Source organism: Streptomyces odontomachicola (assembly GCF_039605595.1).
Classification (GTDB): domain Bacteria; phylum Actinomycetota; class Actinomycetes; order Streptomycetales; family Streptomycetaceae; genus Streptomyces.
On the sequence record NZ_JBCFOK010000007.1, the window covers coordinates 270,165 to 285,528 of the forward strand.

Annotated in this window: 12 protein-coding genes; 4 read left to right on the forward strand and 8 right to left on the reverse strand. The window is 71.9% G+C overall.

From position 1 onward, the window contains the following. The first annotated feature begins 98 nt into the window (after positions 1 to 98). Positions 99 to 2,537 carry an FG-GAP-like repeat-containing protein gene (locus ABEE00_RS15690; protein ID WP_345746075.1) on the forward strand — a complete coding sequence of 813 codons (2,439 nt, stop codon included), beginning with the start codon at positions 99 to 101 and terminating at the stop codon, positions 2,535 to 2,537. Positions 2,538 to 2,604: 67 nt separating this feature from the next. Here ABEE00_RS15690 and ABEE00_RS15695 read toward each other — a convergent pair whose 3' ends face one another. Beyond that, positions 2,605 to 3,939 carry a class I SAM-dependent RNA methyltransferase gene (locus ABEE00_RS15695; protein WP_345746076.1) on the reverse strand — a complete coding sequence of 445 codons (1,335 nt, stop codon included), beginning with the start codon at positions 3,937 to 3,939 and terminating at the stop codon, positions 2,605 to 2,607. A gap of 229 nt (positions 3,940 to 4,168) precedes the next feature. Continuing rightward, positions 4,169 to 6,280 carry an APC family permease gene (locus tag ABEE00_RS15700; protein WP_345746077.1) on the reverse strand — a complete coding sequence of 704 codons (2,112 nt, stop codon included), beginning with the start codon at positions 6,278 to 6,280 and terminating at the stop codon, positions 4,169 to 4,171. Between the two features lie 69 nt (positions 6,281 to 6,349). Between ABEE00_RS15700 and ABEE00_RS15705 the strand changes: the two genes are divergently transcribed. Together ABEE00_RS15705 and ABEE00_RS15710 are read left to right on the forward strand one after the other, a co-directional pair. Further along, on the forward strand, positions 6,350 to 7,021 hold the full coding sequence (locus tag ABEE00_RS15705) for a potassium channel family protein (protein WP_345746078.1): 672 nt from the start codon (positions 6,350 to 6,352) through the stop codon (positions 7,019 to 7,021). Continuing rightward, on the forward strand, positions 7,018 to 7,680 hold the full coding sequence (locus tag ABEE00_RS15710) for a potassium channel family protein (RefSeq protein ID WP_345746079.1): 663 nt from the start codon (positions 7,018 to 7,020) through the stop codon (positions 7,678 to 7,680). Before ABEE00_RS15705 ends, ABEE00_RS15710 begins: the two co-directional genes overlap by 4 nt. A 124-nt stretch (positions 7,681 to 7,804) precedes the next feature. Here ABEE00_RS15710 and ABEE00_RS15715 read toward each other — a convergent pair whose 3' ends face one another. From ABEE00_RS15715 to ABEE00_RS15735, 5 genes are all read right to left on the reverse strand, one after another. Next, positions 7,805 to 8,572 carry a DUF3159 domain-containing protein gene (locus tag ABEE00_RS15715; RefSeq protein WP_345746080.1) on the reverse strand — a complete coding sequence of 256 codons (768 nt, stop codon included), beginning with the start codon at positions 8,570 to 8,572 and terminating at the stop codon, positions 7,805 to 7,807. Positions 8,573 to 8,575: 3 nt separating this feature from the next. Next, positions 8,576 to 9,013 (reverse strand): OB-fold nucleic acid binding domain-containing protein, encoded by a 438-nt coding sequence (locus ABEE00_RS15720; RefSeq protein ID WP_345746081.1) that lies wholly within the window; start codon positions 9,011 to 9,013, stop codon positions 8,576 to 8,578. Between the two features lie 98 nt (positions 9,014 to 9,111). Continuing rightward, on the reverse strand, positions 9,112 to 9,798 hold the full coding sequence (locus ABEE00_RS15725) for a response regulator (RefSeq protein ID WP_345746082.1): 687 nt from the start codon (positions 9,796 to 9,798) through the stop codon (positions 9,112 to 9,114). Beyond that, complete coding sequence (locus ABEE00_RS15730; RefSeq protein WP_345746083.1) at positions 9,773 to 12,382, reverse strand: sensor histidine kinase KdpD; 2,610 nt, start codon at positions 12,380 to 12,382, stop codon at positions 9,773 to 9,775. The genes ABEE00_RS15725 and ABEE00_RS15730 overlap by 26 nt, the downstream gene beginning before the upstream one ends. Before the next feature lie 198 nt (positions 12,383 to 12,580). Beyond that, entirely contained in the window at positions 12,581 to 13,426 is an 846-nt protein-coding gene (locus ABEE00_RS15735) for an NAD(P)H-binding protein (protein ID WP_345746084.1), read from the reverse strand. A gap of 120 nt (positions 13,427 to 13,546) precedes the next feature. Here ABEE00_RS15735 and ABEE00_RS15740 point away from each other — a divergent pair, with 120 nt between their 5' ends. Then, a complete protein-coding gene (locus ABEE00_RS15740) occupies positions 13,547 to 14,731 on the forward strand; it encodes a glycoside hydrolase family 88 protein (protein WP_345746085.1) in 1,185 nt (394 codons plus the stop codon). A gap of 24 nt (positions 14,732 to 14,755) precedes the next feature. Here ABEE00_RS15740 and kdpC read toward each other — a convergent pair whose 3' ends face one another. Then, positions 14,756 to 15,364, reverse strand: coding sequence for a potassium-transporting ATPase subunit KdpC (gene kdpC / locus ABEE00_RS15745; RefSeq protein WP_345746086.1), 609 nt, complete (start codon positions 15,362 to 15,364; stop codon positions 14,756 to 14,758).

Genomic DNA, 15,364 nt, shown 5'->3' on the forward strand with positions numbered 1-15,364 from the left:
CCGGCCCCACACGCCTCCTGGCTTGAGTGTGCCGCGACGGCACGGTCTCTCCTGTTCCCGGACTGCCCACCGCACACGACCGAAAACGGGGGACCACCATGCCCACGAGTGAACACCGCCCCTTCAAGCCACGATGGCCCAGACCCCTCCGCGTACTGCTCACGGCGTTCCTCGCGATGGCCACGGTCGCCGCCTCGCTGTCCGCCGTCGTCCTCACGCCGCGCCCCGCACGCGCCGACATCCGGGACCGCTCGGTCGTCGCCTGGAACATGCAAGGAGAGAGCGCGGACGGTGTGTCAGGCATCAAGTGGCGGCACGTGCACGAGCACTACGCGCGCGAGGCGTCCGTCGTGCTGCTGCAGGAGGTCGGCCCCAATCCGCCCTCCAGCCTGACCGACCCCGACAACGGCTCACGCGTTGCCTCGACCCGCCTGCACACCAGGGACGGGCACGCGTACCGGAACGCCCTATGGAACCCGGACGGCAGGGAGCGGGGCATCCCGTACGTGGTCAACTTCCTCCAGACGGACTCCAACGGCGGCACGGACGAGGGCGGCCGCGTGAACATCGCCGTCCTCACCCGCGAGGAGCCCGACGAGGTCCGGGTGGTCGAGAATCCGGCCCAGCGCGGCCGCCGCGCCCTGGGCGTGCGCTTCGGGCAGGACTGGTACTTCAGCTTCCACGGCCTCTCCCGCAGCCGCGGCAGCGACTCCCCCGCCATGGTCCGCGCGATCGACCGCACGGTCAGGGCCTGGGGACGCCGGGACGGACGCGGGTACCGGTGGGCCGTGGGCGGCGACTTCAACAGGCGCCCCGAGGACCTGCGCCTGCCCCGTGGGGCCCGGACCTACCGCACCCACCAGCAGACCCACACCAGCGGCCGTGAGCTGGACTACTTCGTCACCAACGAGAACCTGGGCCGCCGGCCGCAGGTGTTCCGCCGCGACCGGACCTTCTCCGACCACTGGGCCCTGCAGTTGGGCCGCATCCAGCCGCCCGCGCAGACCGAACCCGTCGACACGAAGAACCAGTCGATGGGCGACTCCCTGGCCTTCGGGAAGAACAGCAGCGACGGCAACGGATACCGCGGGCGCTACCGCGAGCGCCTCCGCCACAAGGCGATCTTCACCGACACCGGCCTGACGTGGATGAAGCGGGACGTGAACATGGTCGGCTCCCAGCGCAGCGGCGAGATGGCCGACCGCGACCACGAGGGCCACCCCGGCAACAGGATCGACCAGATCGCCTCCAAGGCCCGCTGCTCGGTCAGGGCATACCGGCCCAACGTGGTCACGCTCATGGCCGGGACCAACGACATGAACCAGGACTACGGGCTGGACAGCGCCCCCGAGCGGCTGGGCTCGCTCATCGACCAGATCCTCAGGGACGCCCCGGAGGCCACGGTCCTCGTGGGCACGCTGCCGCCCTCGCACAAGCCGGGCATGCAGGCCAAGATCGACCGCTATAACGCCGAGCTGCCCCGGATCGTCCGGGAACGCCGTGACCAGGGCAAACGCGTCAAGCTCGTCGGCATGGGCGCGGTGCGGCCCGAGGACGTCGACGGCTCGCACCCCAACGACGAGGGCTACGGCAAGATGGCCACGGCGTACCACGACGCGCTGCTGCTCGTGGAGAACCAGGGCTGGCTGAAGAAGCCCGTACCGGGCGACGGCAAGGGCTGCGACCCCGACGATCCGGGCGGTGACGAGAGCAGGGCGGGCCCCGGCTGGCGCGCGCTGGGCGTCGTCGCCCCGGGCATGGAGAACACGGGCGGCCTCACGGACCTCGCCGACTTCGACGGCGACGGCCGCGACGACTACGTACGCGTCTACCGCGGCGGCACGGTGCGCATCGCCGTGAACCGCGAGGCGAGGCCCGGCAAGCCGCACTGGAAGGAGGTGCGCTCCGGCATCGACCTCTCCTCCTACGAGGACTGGACGACCCGCTTCGCCGACCTCGACGGCAACGGCCGCGACGACATCGTCCTGCTCCCGCCCACGGACGTCGAGGCGAACGCCCTCGTCCAGCTGAACCAGGGCGTCTCCGGCGGCCGGTTCCGCTGGCAGTACGTGTATATGGACGGCCACTTCACCGACTCCCCGCCGAAGACCCTCCGCTTCGCCGACGTCGACGGCAACGGCCGCGACGACGTCCTCAGGATCGGCGAGAACGGCTCGGCGCACGCCTACTACAACTACGAGGGAGAGGCCGACGGCTGGCGCTGGAAGGAGCACCGCAACTGGGCCCCCGGCGTCCCCTCAGGCTCCCGCGGCAAGCTCCGCCTGGCAGACGTCGACGGCGACGGGAAGGCCGACTACCTCATGGTCGGCCGGCGCGGCGCCGTACACGCCTACCTCAACAGGGGCGGCAGGGGCCACGGAGGCTTCACAGAACACCGCAACTTCGTGAGGGAGACCGGCTACCCCGGCAGCAAGTCCGCCTTCCGCGACATCTCCGGCGACGGAAGGGCGGACTACACCGTCATCTACGACGGCGGCACGGTCCGAGCCTGGCTCAACAGGGGCGGCAACAGGTAACTCCCCCAGCCCTGCCCACACATGACGTGGCCCCGGCTCCCTCCGGGGCCACGTCACTCCTCAGGCGCTACTTCTTCACCGGCTGCAAAATCGCCACGCACTCCATGTGATGCGTCATAGGAAACAGATCGAACGCGCGCAGGAAGCGCGGCTCGTAGCCTGCCTCGGCGAAGTACTTGAGGTCGCGGGACAGGGCCGCCGGGTCGCAGGCCACGTAGGCGATGCGGCGCGGGCCCAGGTCCGCGATGTGCTGGACGGTGCGCTTGCCCGCGCCCGCGCGGGGCGGGTCCAGCACGACGAGGTCGGCCTCGGTGATGCCGGTGCGGGGCAGGACCGCCTCGACCTTGCCCTGCTCGATGCGTACCCGGTCGAAGTCGTCCAGGTTGCGGCGGGCGTCCTCGACGGCGCGCTTGGAGGACTCGATGCCCAGCACGGCGCCGGTGTCGCCGATGCGGTCGGCGAGGGCGCCGGCGAAGAGGCCCACGCCGCAGTAGAGGTCGAGCGCCATCTCGCCCTTGCGCGGGGTGAGTCCGCGCATCACCGCGTCCACCAGCAGCTCGGCCGACTGCGGGTGCACCTGCCAGAAGCCGCCCGCGCCGACGCGCCAGGTGCGGTCGTCGGCACGCTCGCGTACGAAGTCGCGCCCGTGCACGCGGTGCAGCGCCTTGTCGCGCTCGCCGACGCGCAGCACCGAGACGGGGCGGTCGAGTTCGACGATCGGGAGCCGGCGTCCGGGGCGCGGGGTCAGGACCACCTGGCGGTCCTGCGAACCGGTCGCGGCGACGACGTCCACCGACTCGATGCCCGGCCACTCGCGGCTCTCGACACCCAGCTCCTCGACGCCGGGCGCGGCGATCGGGCAGTGGTCCACCGGCTGCACCTCGTGCGAACGGTGCTTGCGCAGGCCGACCTGTCCCTCGTCGTCCACGGCGAACTGCACCCGCGTACGCCATGCCGGCACCTCGCCGGCCGGAACCTTGTCGCCCGGCGCGGGCTCGACGGTGCCGTCCCACGCGACGTCCTCGGGGGTCAGCCCGGCCAGCCGCTCCAGCTGCTCGGTCAGCACCTCGGCCTTGAGGCGCCGCTGGCCGCCCGGCTTCACGTGCTGCCAGTCGCAGCCGCCGCACTTGCCGGGGCCCGAGAAGGGGCAGGGCGCCTCGATCCGGTCCTTGGCCGGCTGGAGCACCTCCACCGCGTCGGCCCTCAGGAAGCGGGAGTCCTCGTGGCCCTCGGTGACCCGGGCCACCACGCGCTCGCCCGGCAGGGTGTGCCGTACGAAGAGCACGCGCCCCGCCTCGGTCCTGGCGACGCAGTGCCCGCCGTGTGCGACGGGGCCGATCTCGACCTCGTACTCCTCGCCCACCAGGGACGGGGCGGCGGATTCGGCGGTGACGTCGGGCATGGCGGGGTGGCTCCAGTACGTGAGGGAAGGGCGGGCGGCGCTGCGGCCGCCCCGATCGCGGGGCAGCCCTCCACTCTACTGGCCGTGACCGCGCCCCGCGGCACGCGTCCCGCCAGACAGCCGGTGCCCGCCACATTCACGGAAGGCAGCGGACAACCGGCGCCCGCCACGGCCGCAATGCGAGGCACGCGTCAGCGCGCGCCCCAGGGCAGCCCGCGCCCCGCGGCACCTACCGCCCGCGCCCCGAATCCCGCTGCGCCGCATCCCGCTGCGCCGAATTCGCCGAGCTCGACGTGAGCCCCGCTGCCGACTTCGCGTTCGGGCGCCCGGCGGGCCCGCGCCGCACCGAACCCGGCGCGTTCCACTCCGCGCCGCGCCGCGCCCGCTTCTTCGCCGCCTCGGAGGACTCCAGCTGCCAGGGCACCGAGGTGACCATGACGCCGGGCGTGTAGAGCAGCCGGCCCTTGAGCCGCAACGCGCTCTGGTTGTGCAGCAGTTGCTCGTACCAGCGGCCCACCACGTACTCCGGGATGTAGACGCTGACCACATCGCGCGGATTCTCCTTGCGGAGCCGCTTCACGTAGTCGATCACGGGGCGGGTGATCTCGCGGTAGGGCGAGTCGAGGATCTTGAGGGGCACGTCTATGCCCTCCTCCTCCCACTCCTTGCGCAGCGCGGCGGTCTCCTCGGGATCCACGCTGATGGTGACGGCCTCCAGGCTGTCGGAGCGCATCAGCCTGGCGTACGAGAGCGCCCGCAGCGTCGGCTTGTGGATCTTGGAGACCAGCACGATGGAGTGCACCCGCGAGGGGCGCACCCGCTTCTCGTCCTGGTCCTCGGAGGCCAGCTCCTCGGCGACGTGGTCGTAGTGCCGCCTGATCGCGGTCATCACCGCGTAGAACAGCGCCATGCCGACCAGCGAGACCCACGCGCCGTGCGAGAACTTCGTGATCAGCACGACCACCAGCACGACCCCGGTGAGGAAGGCGCCGAAGGTGTTGATCGCCCGGGAGCGGTGCATCTGGCGCCGCTTGGCCGGGTCGGTCTCCTCCCGCAGATGGCGGTTCCAGTGCCGGACCATGCCCGTCTGGCTGAGCGTGAAGGAGACGAAGACGCCGACGATGTAGAGCTGGATCAGCCGCGTGGAGTCGGCGTTGTAGAGCAGCACGAGTATGGCGGCGGCCCCGGCCAGCAGCACGATGCCGTTGGAGAAGGCGAGCCGGTCGCCGCGGGTGTGCAACTGGCGCGGCAGATAGCGGTCCTGGGCCAGGATCGAGCCGAGCAGCGGAAAGCCGTTGTAGGCGGTGTTCGCCGCCAGGAAGAGCACCAGCGCGGTGGCCGCCGCCAGGAAGATGAAGGGGAGCGAGCCGTCGCCGAACACGGCGGCCGCCACCTGCGAGATGACCGGGTTCTGGGTGTAACCGTCACCCGCCGGGTGACCGTTGATCAGCAGGTCCTTGGCCGGGTTCTCGGCCATCTTCACGCCGGTGCTGAGGGCCAGCGCGATCACGCCGCAGAACATCGTGACCGCGATCAGGCCCATCATGGCCAGCGTGGTCGCGGCGTTCTTCGACTTGGGCTTGCGGAAGGCGGGCACGCCGTTGCTGATCGCCTCGACGCCGGTGAGCGCCGCGCAGCCCGAGGAGAAGGCGCGCAGCAGCAGGAAGCACAGCGCGATCCCGCCCAGGCCGCCGGTGTGCTCGGTGGCGATGTCGTAGTCGGCCGTGGGCGCCTTCATGTCGTCGCCGAGCACGAGGCCGCGTACGGCGCCCCAGGCGATCAGGCAGAAGACGCCCACCACGAAGCAGTAGGTGGGGATCGCGAACAGCTTGCCCGACTCCCGCACGCCGCGCAGGTTCATCAGCGTCAGCAAGATGATCATGAGCACGGCTATGGCGGTCTTGTTCTCGACGATGAACGGCACGGCCGAGCCCAGGTTCTCCACGCCGGAGGAGATGGACACGGCGACCGTCAGCACATAGTCGACGAGCAGCGCGCTGGCGACGGTGAGGCCCGAGCGGCGGCCCAGGTTGGTGGTGGCCACCTCGTAGTCGCCGCCGCCTGACGGGTAGGCGCGCACGTTCTGCCGGTACGAGGCGACGACGGTGAACATCAGCACCACGACCGCCACCGCGATCCAGGGGCTGAAGTGGTACGCCGAGACCCCGGCGACCGACAGCACGAGCAGGACCTCGCCCGGCGCGTACGCCACGGACGACAGCGGGTCGGAGGCGAAAACGGGCAGCGCGACCCGCTTGGGCAGCAGAGTCTCACCCAGGCGGTCGCTGCGGAGCGCCCTCCCGAGGAGAAGTCGTTTCGGTACGTCGGTCATCCTGGACACGAAGAGGATCGTATGCGTTCAGTCGTGCGATGCTGGGACGGCCCGCTGTACGGGACGAGAGGGACGGGCGTGCACATTGTGATCATGGGCTGCGGGCGGGTCGGCGCCGAGCTCGCCCAGACGCTGGAACAACAGGGCCATACGGTCGCCGTGGTGGACCAGGACCCCACGGCCTTCCGGCGGTTGGGCTCCGGGTTCGGCGGGCGCCGGGTGACCGGCGTCGGCTTCGACCAGGACACCCTGCGGGAGGCCGGCATAGAGGACGCCGGGGCCTTCGCCGCCGTGAGCAGCGGTGACAATTCCAACATCATCGCGGCCAGGGTCGCGCGCGAGATGTTCGGTGTCGAGCACGTGGCGGCGCGCATCTACGACCCCCGCCGCGCCGAGGTCTACCAGCGGCTCGGCATTCCGACGGTGGCCACCGTCCGGTGGACGGCCGATCAGATGCTGCGCAGGCTGCTGCCCTCGGGCGCCGAGCCGCTGTGGCGCGACCCGAGCGGCGGGGTGCAGCTCGCCGAGGTGCACGCCTCCCCCGCGTGGGTCGGCTACCGGGTCAGCAAGCTGCAGGAGGAGACCGGGGTGCGGGTGGCGTTTCTCACCAGGCTCGGTGAGGCCATGCTGCCCACGTCGGAGACCGTGCTGCAGGAGGACGACCTGGTGCATGTGATGATGCGCTGCGATCAGGTCGGTGAGGTCGAGGCGGCCTTCGCGATGGGTCCCGAGGAGGAGCGGCAGCGATGAGGGTTGCCATTGCGGGTGCGGGCGCCGTGGGGCGCTCGATCGCCGGCGAACTGCTGGAGAACGGCCACGAGGTGCTGCTCATCGACAAGGCGCCGACGGCCATCTCGGTGGAGCGGGTGCCCCAGGCGGAGTGGCTGCTGGCCGACGCGTGCGAGATCACCTCGCTGGACGAGGCCGCGCTGGAGCGCTGCAACGTGGTGATCGCGGCCACCGGCGACGACAAGGTGAACCTGGTGGTCTCGCTGCTCGGCAAGACCGAGTACGGGGTGCCGCGGGTGGTCGCGCGGGTCAACAACCCCAAGAACGAGTGGCTGTTCAACGAGTCCTGGGGCGTGGACGTGGCCGTGTCCACGCCGCGCCTGATGTCGGCGCTGGTCGAAGAGGCCGTGAGCGTGGGCGACTTGGTGCGGCTGATGCGCTTCTCGCAGGGCGACGCGAACCTGGTGGAGCTGACGCTCCCGCCGGAGTCGGCGCTCGCGGGCACCCGGGTCGGGGACGTCACCTGGCCCGAGGACACCACGCTGGTCACGATCATCCGCGGCAACCGCGTCCTCACACCGGACCCGGACGACGCGCTGGAGGCGGGCGACGAGCTGCTGTTCGTGGCGGCGCCGGCGCGCGAGGAGCAGCTCGAGGAGCTGCTGTCGGTGCGGGCCTGAGCAGGGCGTGAGGGGCTTCGGCCCCGTACGGTCCCCGCGCATCCCACGTGCGACGCGTACGAACGACTCGGCGGTCTGAGCGAGAGTCTCGCTCAGACCGCCGATGTCGTGCGTGTACGGAGGCTCAGCGCTCCCTCACGGCCTTCGCCGCCTCCTTGCGCTCCTCCTCGGCCTCCATCTCGGCGATCACGTTGATCGGCCGCGGGGCCTTCGCGAGGAAGATCCAGGTGAGCCAGACGGCGAGCAGGAACGGCGGGATCTTGAGCGCGACCGTGATCCACCCGAACTGCGCGGTGTCGCCCCAGAAGTAGAGCGGGAAGAGGATCGCGGACTTGGCCAGCAGGATGAGGCCCCAGGCGTAACTGGCCTTGGTGTACGCCTTCTTGCGGCCGGGGTTGCGGGTGCGCCAGGAGAGGTTCTCCTTGAACACCGGGCCCAGCACCAGGCCGAGCAGCGGCACGCCGGCGGCGGCGGTGATGAGGTACGCGAGGGCCAGGCCCAGCGTGTAGAGCATGCCGGGGAGGTAGAAGTCCTTGGCGTTGCCGGTCATCATCGCGAACACCACGCCGAAGCCGACGCCGAAGACGCCGCTGAAGGCGTGCTTCACGGTGTCCCTGCGCACCAGCCTGGCCACGCCCATGACCACGGACATCGCCAGCGCGATGATCGCGGCCTGCGGGAACCAGTCCTTGTTGAGCGTGTAGATCAGGATGAAGACCAGGCCGGGGACCGTCGTCTCCACCAGGCCGCGCACTCCGCCGAACGCCTCGAAGAGCGCGGCCTCGGTCACCTCGGCCGAGCCCTCCTCCTCACCGCCCTCGGCGTCGCGCCGTCCTGTGTCGTGGGGACCGGCGGCTTCACGACCGGCGGTGGGCTTGTCGAGGGATGTCACCCGCTACTCCTGTCCGAGGGGTCGCAGCTCGTACTTCGGATTGAACATGACCGGGCGGCCGCGGTTGGTGGAGATCCGGCCCCAGGCGATCAGCCGCCGCCCCGGCTCTATCCCCGTGATGGCGCGGCGGCCCAGCCAGATCACGTCCAGCGAGGCCGAACCGTCGAACAGCTCGGCCTCCAGCGTCGGCACTCCGGCGCGCGGCCGCAGGGTGACGGTGCGCAGGGTGCCGGTGACGCGGACTATCTGCCGGTCGCCGCAGTCGCAGATCCGCGTGCAGCCCTTGCTGTCCGCGTCCTGCCGCAGCTCCTCGGAACGCAGATCCTCCTCGGAGGATCCCAGCCGCTCCAGGAAGCGCCGGAACCGGTTTCCCCCGGTCGTCCTGGGCTTGCTGTCGACGGGTCCGGGCGCCCTGTCGGCCCGGTGGGTGGCACCTGTCATAACCGCCAGCGTACCCGTGCCGGGCGACATCGATCGCGGGTCCTCGCGCACGCCGGGAAGCGCTCCCGGGAGCACCGGCGCGCACTCGCCGCTTCCGGCTACTTCTCGAACCTGTAGCCCATTCCCGGCTCGGTCACGAAGTGCGCGGGGTGCGCGGGGTCGGCCTCCAGCTTGCGCCTCAGCTGGGCCATGTAGACGCGCAGATAGTTGGTCTCGGTCCCGTACGCCGGGCCCCAGACCTCCTTCAGGAGCTGCTTCTGGCTGACCAGCCGCCCGGTGTTGCGGACCAGCACCTCCAGCAGGTGCCACTCGGTGGGCGTGAGGCGCACGTCCCTGCCGTTCCTGTGCACCTTCTTGGCCGCCAGGTCCACGGTGAAGCCCGCCGTCTCGATCACCCCGGAGTCCTCGGACGGCGATCCGCCCGGCTCGGCGCGGCGCACCGCCGCGCGCAGCCTGGCCAGCAGCTCGTCCATCCCGAACGGCTTGGTCACGTAGTCGTCGGCGCCCGCGTCCAGTGCCTCGACCTTCTCGTCGGAGGTCTGCCGCGCGGAGAGCACAAGGATCGGCATCCGGGTCCAGCCGCGGATGCCGCGGATCACCTCGACGCCGTCCATGTCGGGCAGCCCGAGGTCGAGGATCACGACGTCGGGGTGCCGGTCCGCGGCGAGCCGGAGCGCGGTGGCCCCGTCGGGCGCCGCGTCCACCTCGTACTTCCGCGCCTTCAGATTGATCGTGAGGGCGCGGACCATCTGCGGCTCGTCATCGACCACGAGCACCCGGTGCATGGGATGTCCTCTCCAGTGGTGTCCTGCGGGGTTCCAGTGGCGTCCTGCGGGGGTCGCGGCCGTGTGCGGCGCGCAGCGTGAGCACCATCGTCATGCCGCCCCCCGGTGTGTCCTCGGCCTCCAGCGTTCCGCCCATGGCCTCGGCGAAGCCGCGGGCGACGGCCAGGCCGAGGCCCACGCCGTAGCCGGCCGGGGCGTCGCCGTAGCGCTGGAAGGGCTCGAAGATGCGGTCCTTGCTGCTGTCGGGCACGCCGGGGCCGCGGTCGGTGACGCGCAGCTCCACCCTGTCGGCGAGGGCGCTCGCGCGGACCAGGACCTTCTTGTCGGAGGGGCTGTACTTGACCGCGTTCTCGACGATGTTGGCGACCGTGCGCTCCAGCAGCCCGGGGTCGACGGCGACCAGCGGCAGCTCCTCGGCGAGTGCCAGCCGCACGGTGCCCTCGGGCACGCCGCGCAGGGCCTTGGGCACGACCTCCTCCAGGCTGATCTCGCGGATCAGCGGCGCGAGGGTGCCGGTCTGGAGGCGGGACATGTCGAGCAGGTTGCCGACCAGCGCATCCAGCCGGTCGGCGCCCTCCTCGATGGCCTCCAGCAGGTCGGCCTCGTCCTCCGGGGTCCACTCCACGTCGTCGGAGCGCAGCGAGGAGACGGACGCCTTGATCGCGGAGAGCGGGGTGCGCAGGTCGTGCGAGACCGCGGCGAGCAGCGCGGTGCGGATGCGGTTGCCCTCGGCGAGCTCGCGCGCCTGCTCGGCCTGGCCCTCGAGACGCTGCCTGTCGAGTACGGCGACGGCCTGGGCGGCGAAGGCGGCGAGCACCCTGCGGTCCTCGGCGGGCAGCGCCCTCCCGTACAGCACCAGGGTCACGTCGTCGCCGATCGGCATGTCGACATCGCCGGTGTCCGGGCGCGTCTCGCCGGCCTCGGGGATCTCCCCCGAGCTGCCCACGCACGTCCAGTCGCCGGGCTCTCCCGAGCGCTCCAGCAGCGCGACCGCGTCCATCCCGAAGGTCTCCCGTACGCGCTGGAGCAGGGCGTCCAGGGAGTCCTCGCCGCGCAGCACGCTGCCGGCCAGCACCGAGAGGATCTCCGACTCGGCGCGCAGCCTGGCGGCCTGGTGGGTGCGGCGCGCGGCGAGGTCCACGACCGAGGCCACGGCGAGCGCCACACCGAAGAAGACGGCGAGCGAGACGATGTTGCGCGCGTCGCTGATCGTCCAGGTGTGGGTGGGCGGCGTGAAGTAGTAGTTCAGCAGCCCGGAGCAGAGCGCCGCCGAGGCCAGCGCGGGGAGCAGCCCGCCCGCCATGCCGGCCGCGACGGTGAGCACCAGGAAGAGCAGCACCTCGTTGGCGAAGCCGATGTGCGGGTCGATCTCCGCCATGAGCAGCGACAGCAGGAAGGGCGCCGCCAGCGCGATGAGCCAGCCGCCGACGGTGCGGGCGCGGCCCAGCCGGGCGCCGCGCTGGGCGGGCAGTCCGCGGCCCCTGGCCACCTCGTCGTGGGTCACGATGTGCACATCCAGGTCGGGCCCCGAATCACGGGCGACGGTCGCGCCCACACCGGGGCCGAACATGTACTGCCACGCCTTGCGCCGCGAGGAGCCCAGCACGATCTGGGTCGCATTCACGCCGCGGGCGAAGTCGAGCAGCGCGCTGGGGATGTCGTCGCCGATGACGTGGTGGTACGTGCCGCCCAGGTCCTCCACCAGGCCGCGCTGCACGGCGAGCTCCTTGGGCGAGGCCGAGGTGAGGCCGTCGGAGCGGGAGATGTAGACGGCGAGGATCTCGCTGCCCGAGCCCTTGGCCGCCATCCGTGCCGCCCTCCGGATGAGGGTGCGGCCCTCGGGGCCGCCGGTGAGCCCCACCACGATCCGCTCACGGGCCCGCCAGGTGGAGCGTATGGCGTGCTCGGAGCGGTACTGCTGGAGGTATTCGTCGACCCTGTCGGCCGTCCACAGCAGCGCGAGCTCGCGGAGCGCGGTGAGGTTGCCGGGCCTGAAGTAGTTGGAGAGCGCGGCGTCGATCTTGTCCGAGGAGTAGATGTTGCCGTGCGCCATGCGCCGCCGCAGCGCCTGCGGGGCCATGTCCACCAGCTCGATCTGGTCGGCGCGGCGCACCACCTCGTCGGGCACGGTCTCCTGCTGGCGCACGCCGGTGATCGACTCCACCACGTCGCCCAGCGACTCCAGGTGCTGGATGTTGACCGTGGTGATCACGTCGATCCCGGCCGCGAGCAGTTCCTCGATGTCCTGCCAGCGCTTCTCGTTGCGCGAGCCTGGCACGTTGGTGTGCGCCATCTCGTCCACGACCGCGACCTGGGGCCGCCGCTCGCGCACCGCGTCGGTGTCCATCTCCGTGAACACCGAGCCGCGGTGCGCGAGTTCGCGCCGCGGCACCTGCTCCAGGCCGTGCAGCAGCACCTCTGTGCGCGGCCGGTCGTGGTGCTCGACCAGGCCGACCACCACGTCCGTGCCGCGCTCCAGCCGCCTGTGCGCCTCCGAGAGCATCGCGTAGGTCTTGCCGACTCCGGGGGCGGCCCCGAGATGGATACGCAGCGTTCCGCGCCGCGTCTGCCGTGCTGACGCCATGCCCTCATTGTCACCGCTCACGGCGGGCGCTCAGGCCGCTCGGGCGGCTCAGGGCGTCAGGGTTCCGTATGGACTGGCCAGGTCACCGTGACGCCCCGGCGCTCCCGGAAGGTCACGGGGTCCGCTCGCGGCCCCAGCGGCCCACCGCGACGCCGCCCGCCCACCGGAACCCGCCCTGAGCCCTGCGCCCTGCCCGGCTCAGCGGAACTTCCCCGCGTTCTCCTCCGCCCACTGCGCGAAGCTGCGCGGCGCGCGCCCCGTGATGCGCTCGACCTCGCCGCTGACCGGCACGTCCTTGCCCACGGTCGCCTCCCAGTACTGGAGCAGCGCGTCGGCGATGGGCCCCGGGATGCCGTTGTGCTCCATGGCGGCGCGCGCCTGCTCGGGCGGCAGCTCCTCGTAGCGCAGCGGCCTGTCCAGCGCGGCGCCGAGGATGCGCGCCTGGTCGGTGAAGCTCAGCGACTCGGGCCCTGACAGCTCGGGTGTCGTCCCGTCGTGCTCGCCGGAGAGCAGCGCGCGGGCGGCCACGGCGGCGATGTCGGCCTCGTGGATGGGCGCGGTGCGGGAGTCCGCGTACGGCCCGTACACGGTGTCGCCCTCGGCGAGCATGCCCGCCCAGTTGAGGGCGTTCGCGGCGAAGGCGCCGGGCCGCAGGTGCACCCACCGCAGCCCCGTGGCCTCGACGGCGCGCTCCAGCCGCGCGTGGTGCTCGGCGATGGCGTTGCCGGCCAGCTGGTTGCTCACCGATTCCGAGGAGAGCAGGACCACGCGCCGCACGCCCTCGTCCACCGCGCGGCGCAGCACCTCCTCCGTTCCGTCCCAGAAGGCGGCCGGATTCAGGAACAGCCCCTCGGCGCCGGCCAGCGGCAGGTCGGAGGTGCGGGCCGCCTCGACGCCCGCGGGGAAGACGGAGGCGCCGGGGTTCCTGGTGAGCGCGCGGACGGGTGCGCCCGCCGCGGCGAGTTCGGCGACCAGATGGCGGCCGACATTCCCGGTGGCACCGGATACGACGTACATCGACAACTCCCCCTCAACAGCGGTCATTTGAGGGCTCACAACGCACCCAGGCGCACCGCTCATTCCCCGATACGAGCAGGATCCGGACAATTGGCGACCGCTTCACCCAGGTTTTGCCCCGCCATGGCCCGCCGCATCATGAGCAGCGTGCACAGCAGACACACCGGCCCCGGCATGTCCAGGCGCCGCTTCCTCGCCGGGGCCGGCGGCGCCGCGCTCGCGACGGCTCTGGCTTCCCCCGCGACCGCCGCCGCGCTCCCCTCCCGCGCGGAGATCGCCGAGGCCCTGCACCGGGCGGCCGGCCAGTGGATCGCCGCGCACCGCGAGCCCGGCGACAACGGCTGGGCCCGCGCCACCTTCTTCAGCGGCCTGCTCGCGCTGCACCGCCTCACCGGTGAGCCCCGCCACCTGCGGTACGCGCGCGGCTGGGCGGAGTCGCACGCGTACGGCCTGCTCCACGGCGTCACCACCCGGCACCCCGACGACCACGCGGCGGGCCAGGCGTATCTGGACCTGTACGAGGCGGACGGCGGCCGCGACCGGTCGCAGATCGCCGCGATCGAGACGTCCCTGCACCGCATGGTGTTCACCGACCGGCCGGAAAAGGACGACGACTGGTCATGGGACGACGCCCTGCACATGGCCATGCCCCCGTTCGCCCGGCTGGCCGTCCTGCGCGACGAGCCCGGCTACGCGCGGAAGCTGCACCGGCTGTACGCGCACACCAAGCACGCCGAGGGCGGCACCGGCCTGTACGACGCCGGGCGCGGGCTCTGGTACCGGGACAAGAGGTTCCTCCCCGGCGGCACGTACTCGCCCACCGGGAAGCCGGTGCTCTCGCCCACCGGCCGCCCCGTGCTGTGGTCGCGCGGCAACGGCTGGGTGGCCGGCGGCCATGTGAAGACCCTCGCGGCACTCTCCCGGGGCAGCGCGCGCACCGCAGCGCACGCCGCCGAATACCGCGCGACCCTCGCCCGGCTCCTCGGCGCCGTACTGCGGGCGCAGCGCCCCGACGGCTTCTGGAACGTCAACCTCGCCGACCCCGCGCACCTCCCGGGCCCCGAGACGAGCGGCACCGCCTTCTTCGCGTACGGGATGGCGTACGCGGTCCGTACGGGGCTGCTGCCGCGCGACCCGTATCTGCGGTCGGCGGCCGCGGCCTGGCACGGCATGACGGCGAAGGCCCTGCACGCCGACGGGCTGCTCGGCTTTGTGCAGGGCGAGGGCGACCGGCCGGAGTCGGGCCGGCCGGTCACCCGGGAGAGCACGGCCGACTTCGGCGTCGGCGCGTTCCTCCTGGCGGGTACGGAGCTGGCGCGGCTCGCCCGCTGACCGGCCCCGCGACGAACCCTCGGCTCAGCCCCGCGCCGCCTTGTGCACGGCGATGTTCAACTCCAGGACGTTCACGTGCGGTTGCCCCAGGAAGCCCGCCGAGCGGTCCTCGGTGTGCCGGTCCACCAGCTTGCGCACAGCACCCGCGGAGAGCCCGTTGGCGCGGGCCACGCGGTCGGCCTGGAGGCGCGCGTACTCCGGCGAGATGTGCGGGTCGACCGCCGAACCACTGCCGGTCACCGCGTCCTTGGGCACCCGGGACTCGGGCACTTTGTTGAAGTCGGCGACCTGCCGCTTCGCCTCCCTCACGCTCTTGACCAGCCGCGGATCGCTCGCGCCGAGCTGGCTGGAGCCGGTTTCCCGGGCGTTGTACTCGCTGTTGGACGGCCGCCCCTGGAACCACTTCGGGTCCGGCTTCCCGTCCTTCCCGTTCCATGACTGGCCGATCAGCGAGGAGCCGGCCTCCTTGCCGTCCGCCTTCACCATCGAGCCGTTGGCCTTGCCGGGGAAGGCGGCCTGCGCCACGCCGGTCACGGCGAGCGGGTAGAGCACACCGCAGACCACGGTGAGCGCCAGCAGCGCGCGGAACGCGGCCCAGGCGAGCCGGGCAGTGCTGCGTACGGAGTTGTTCAC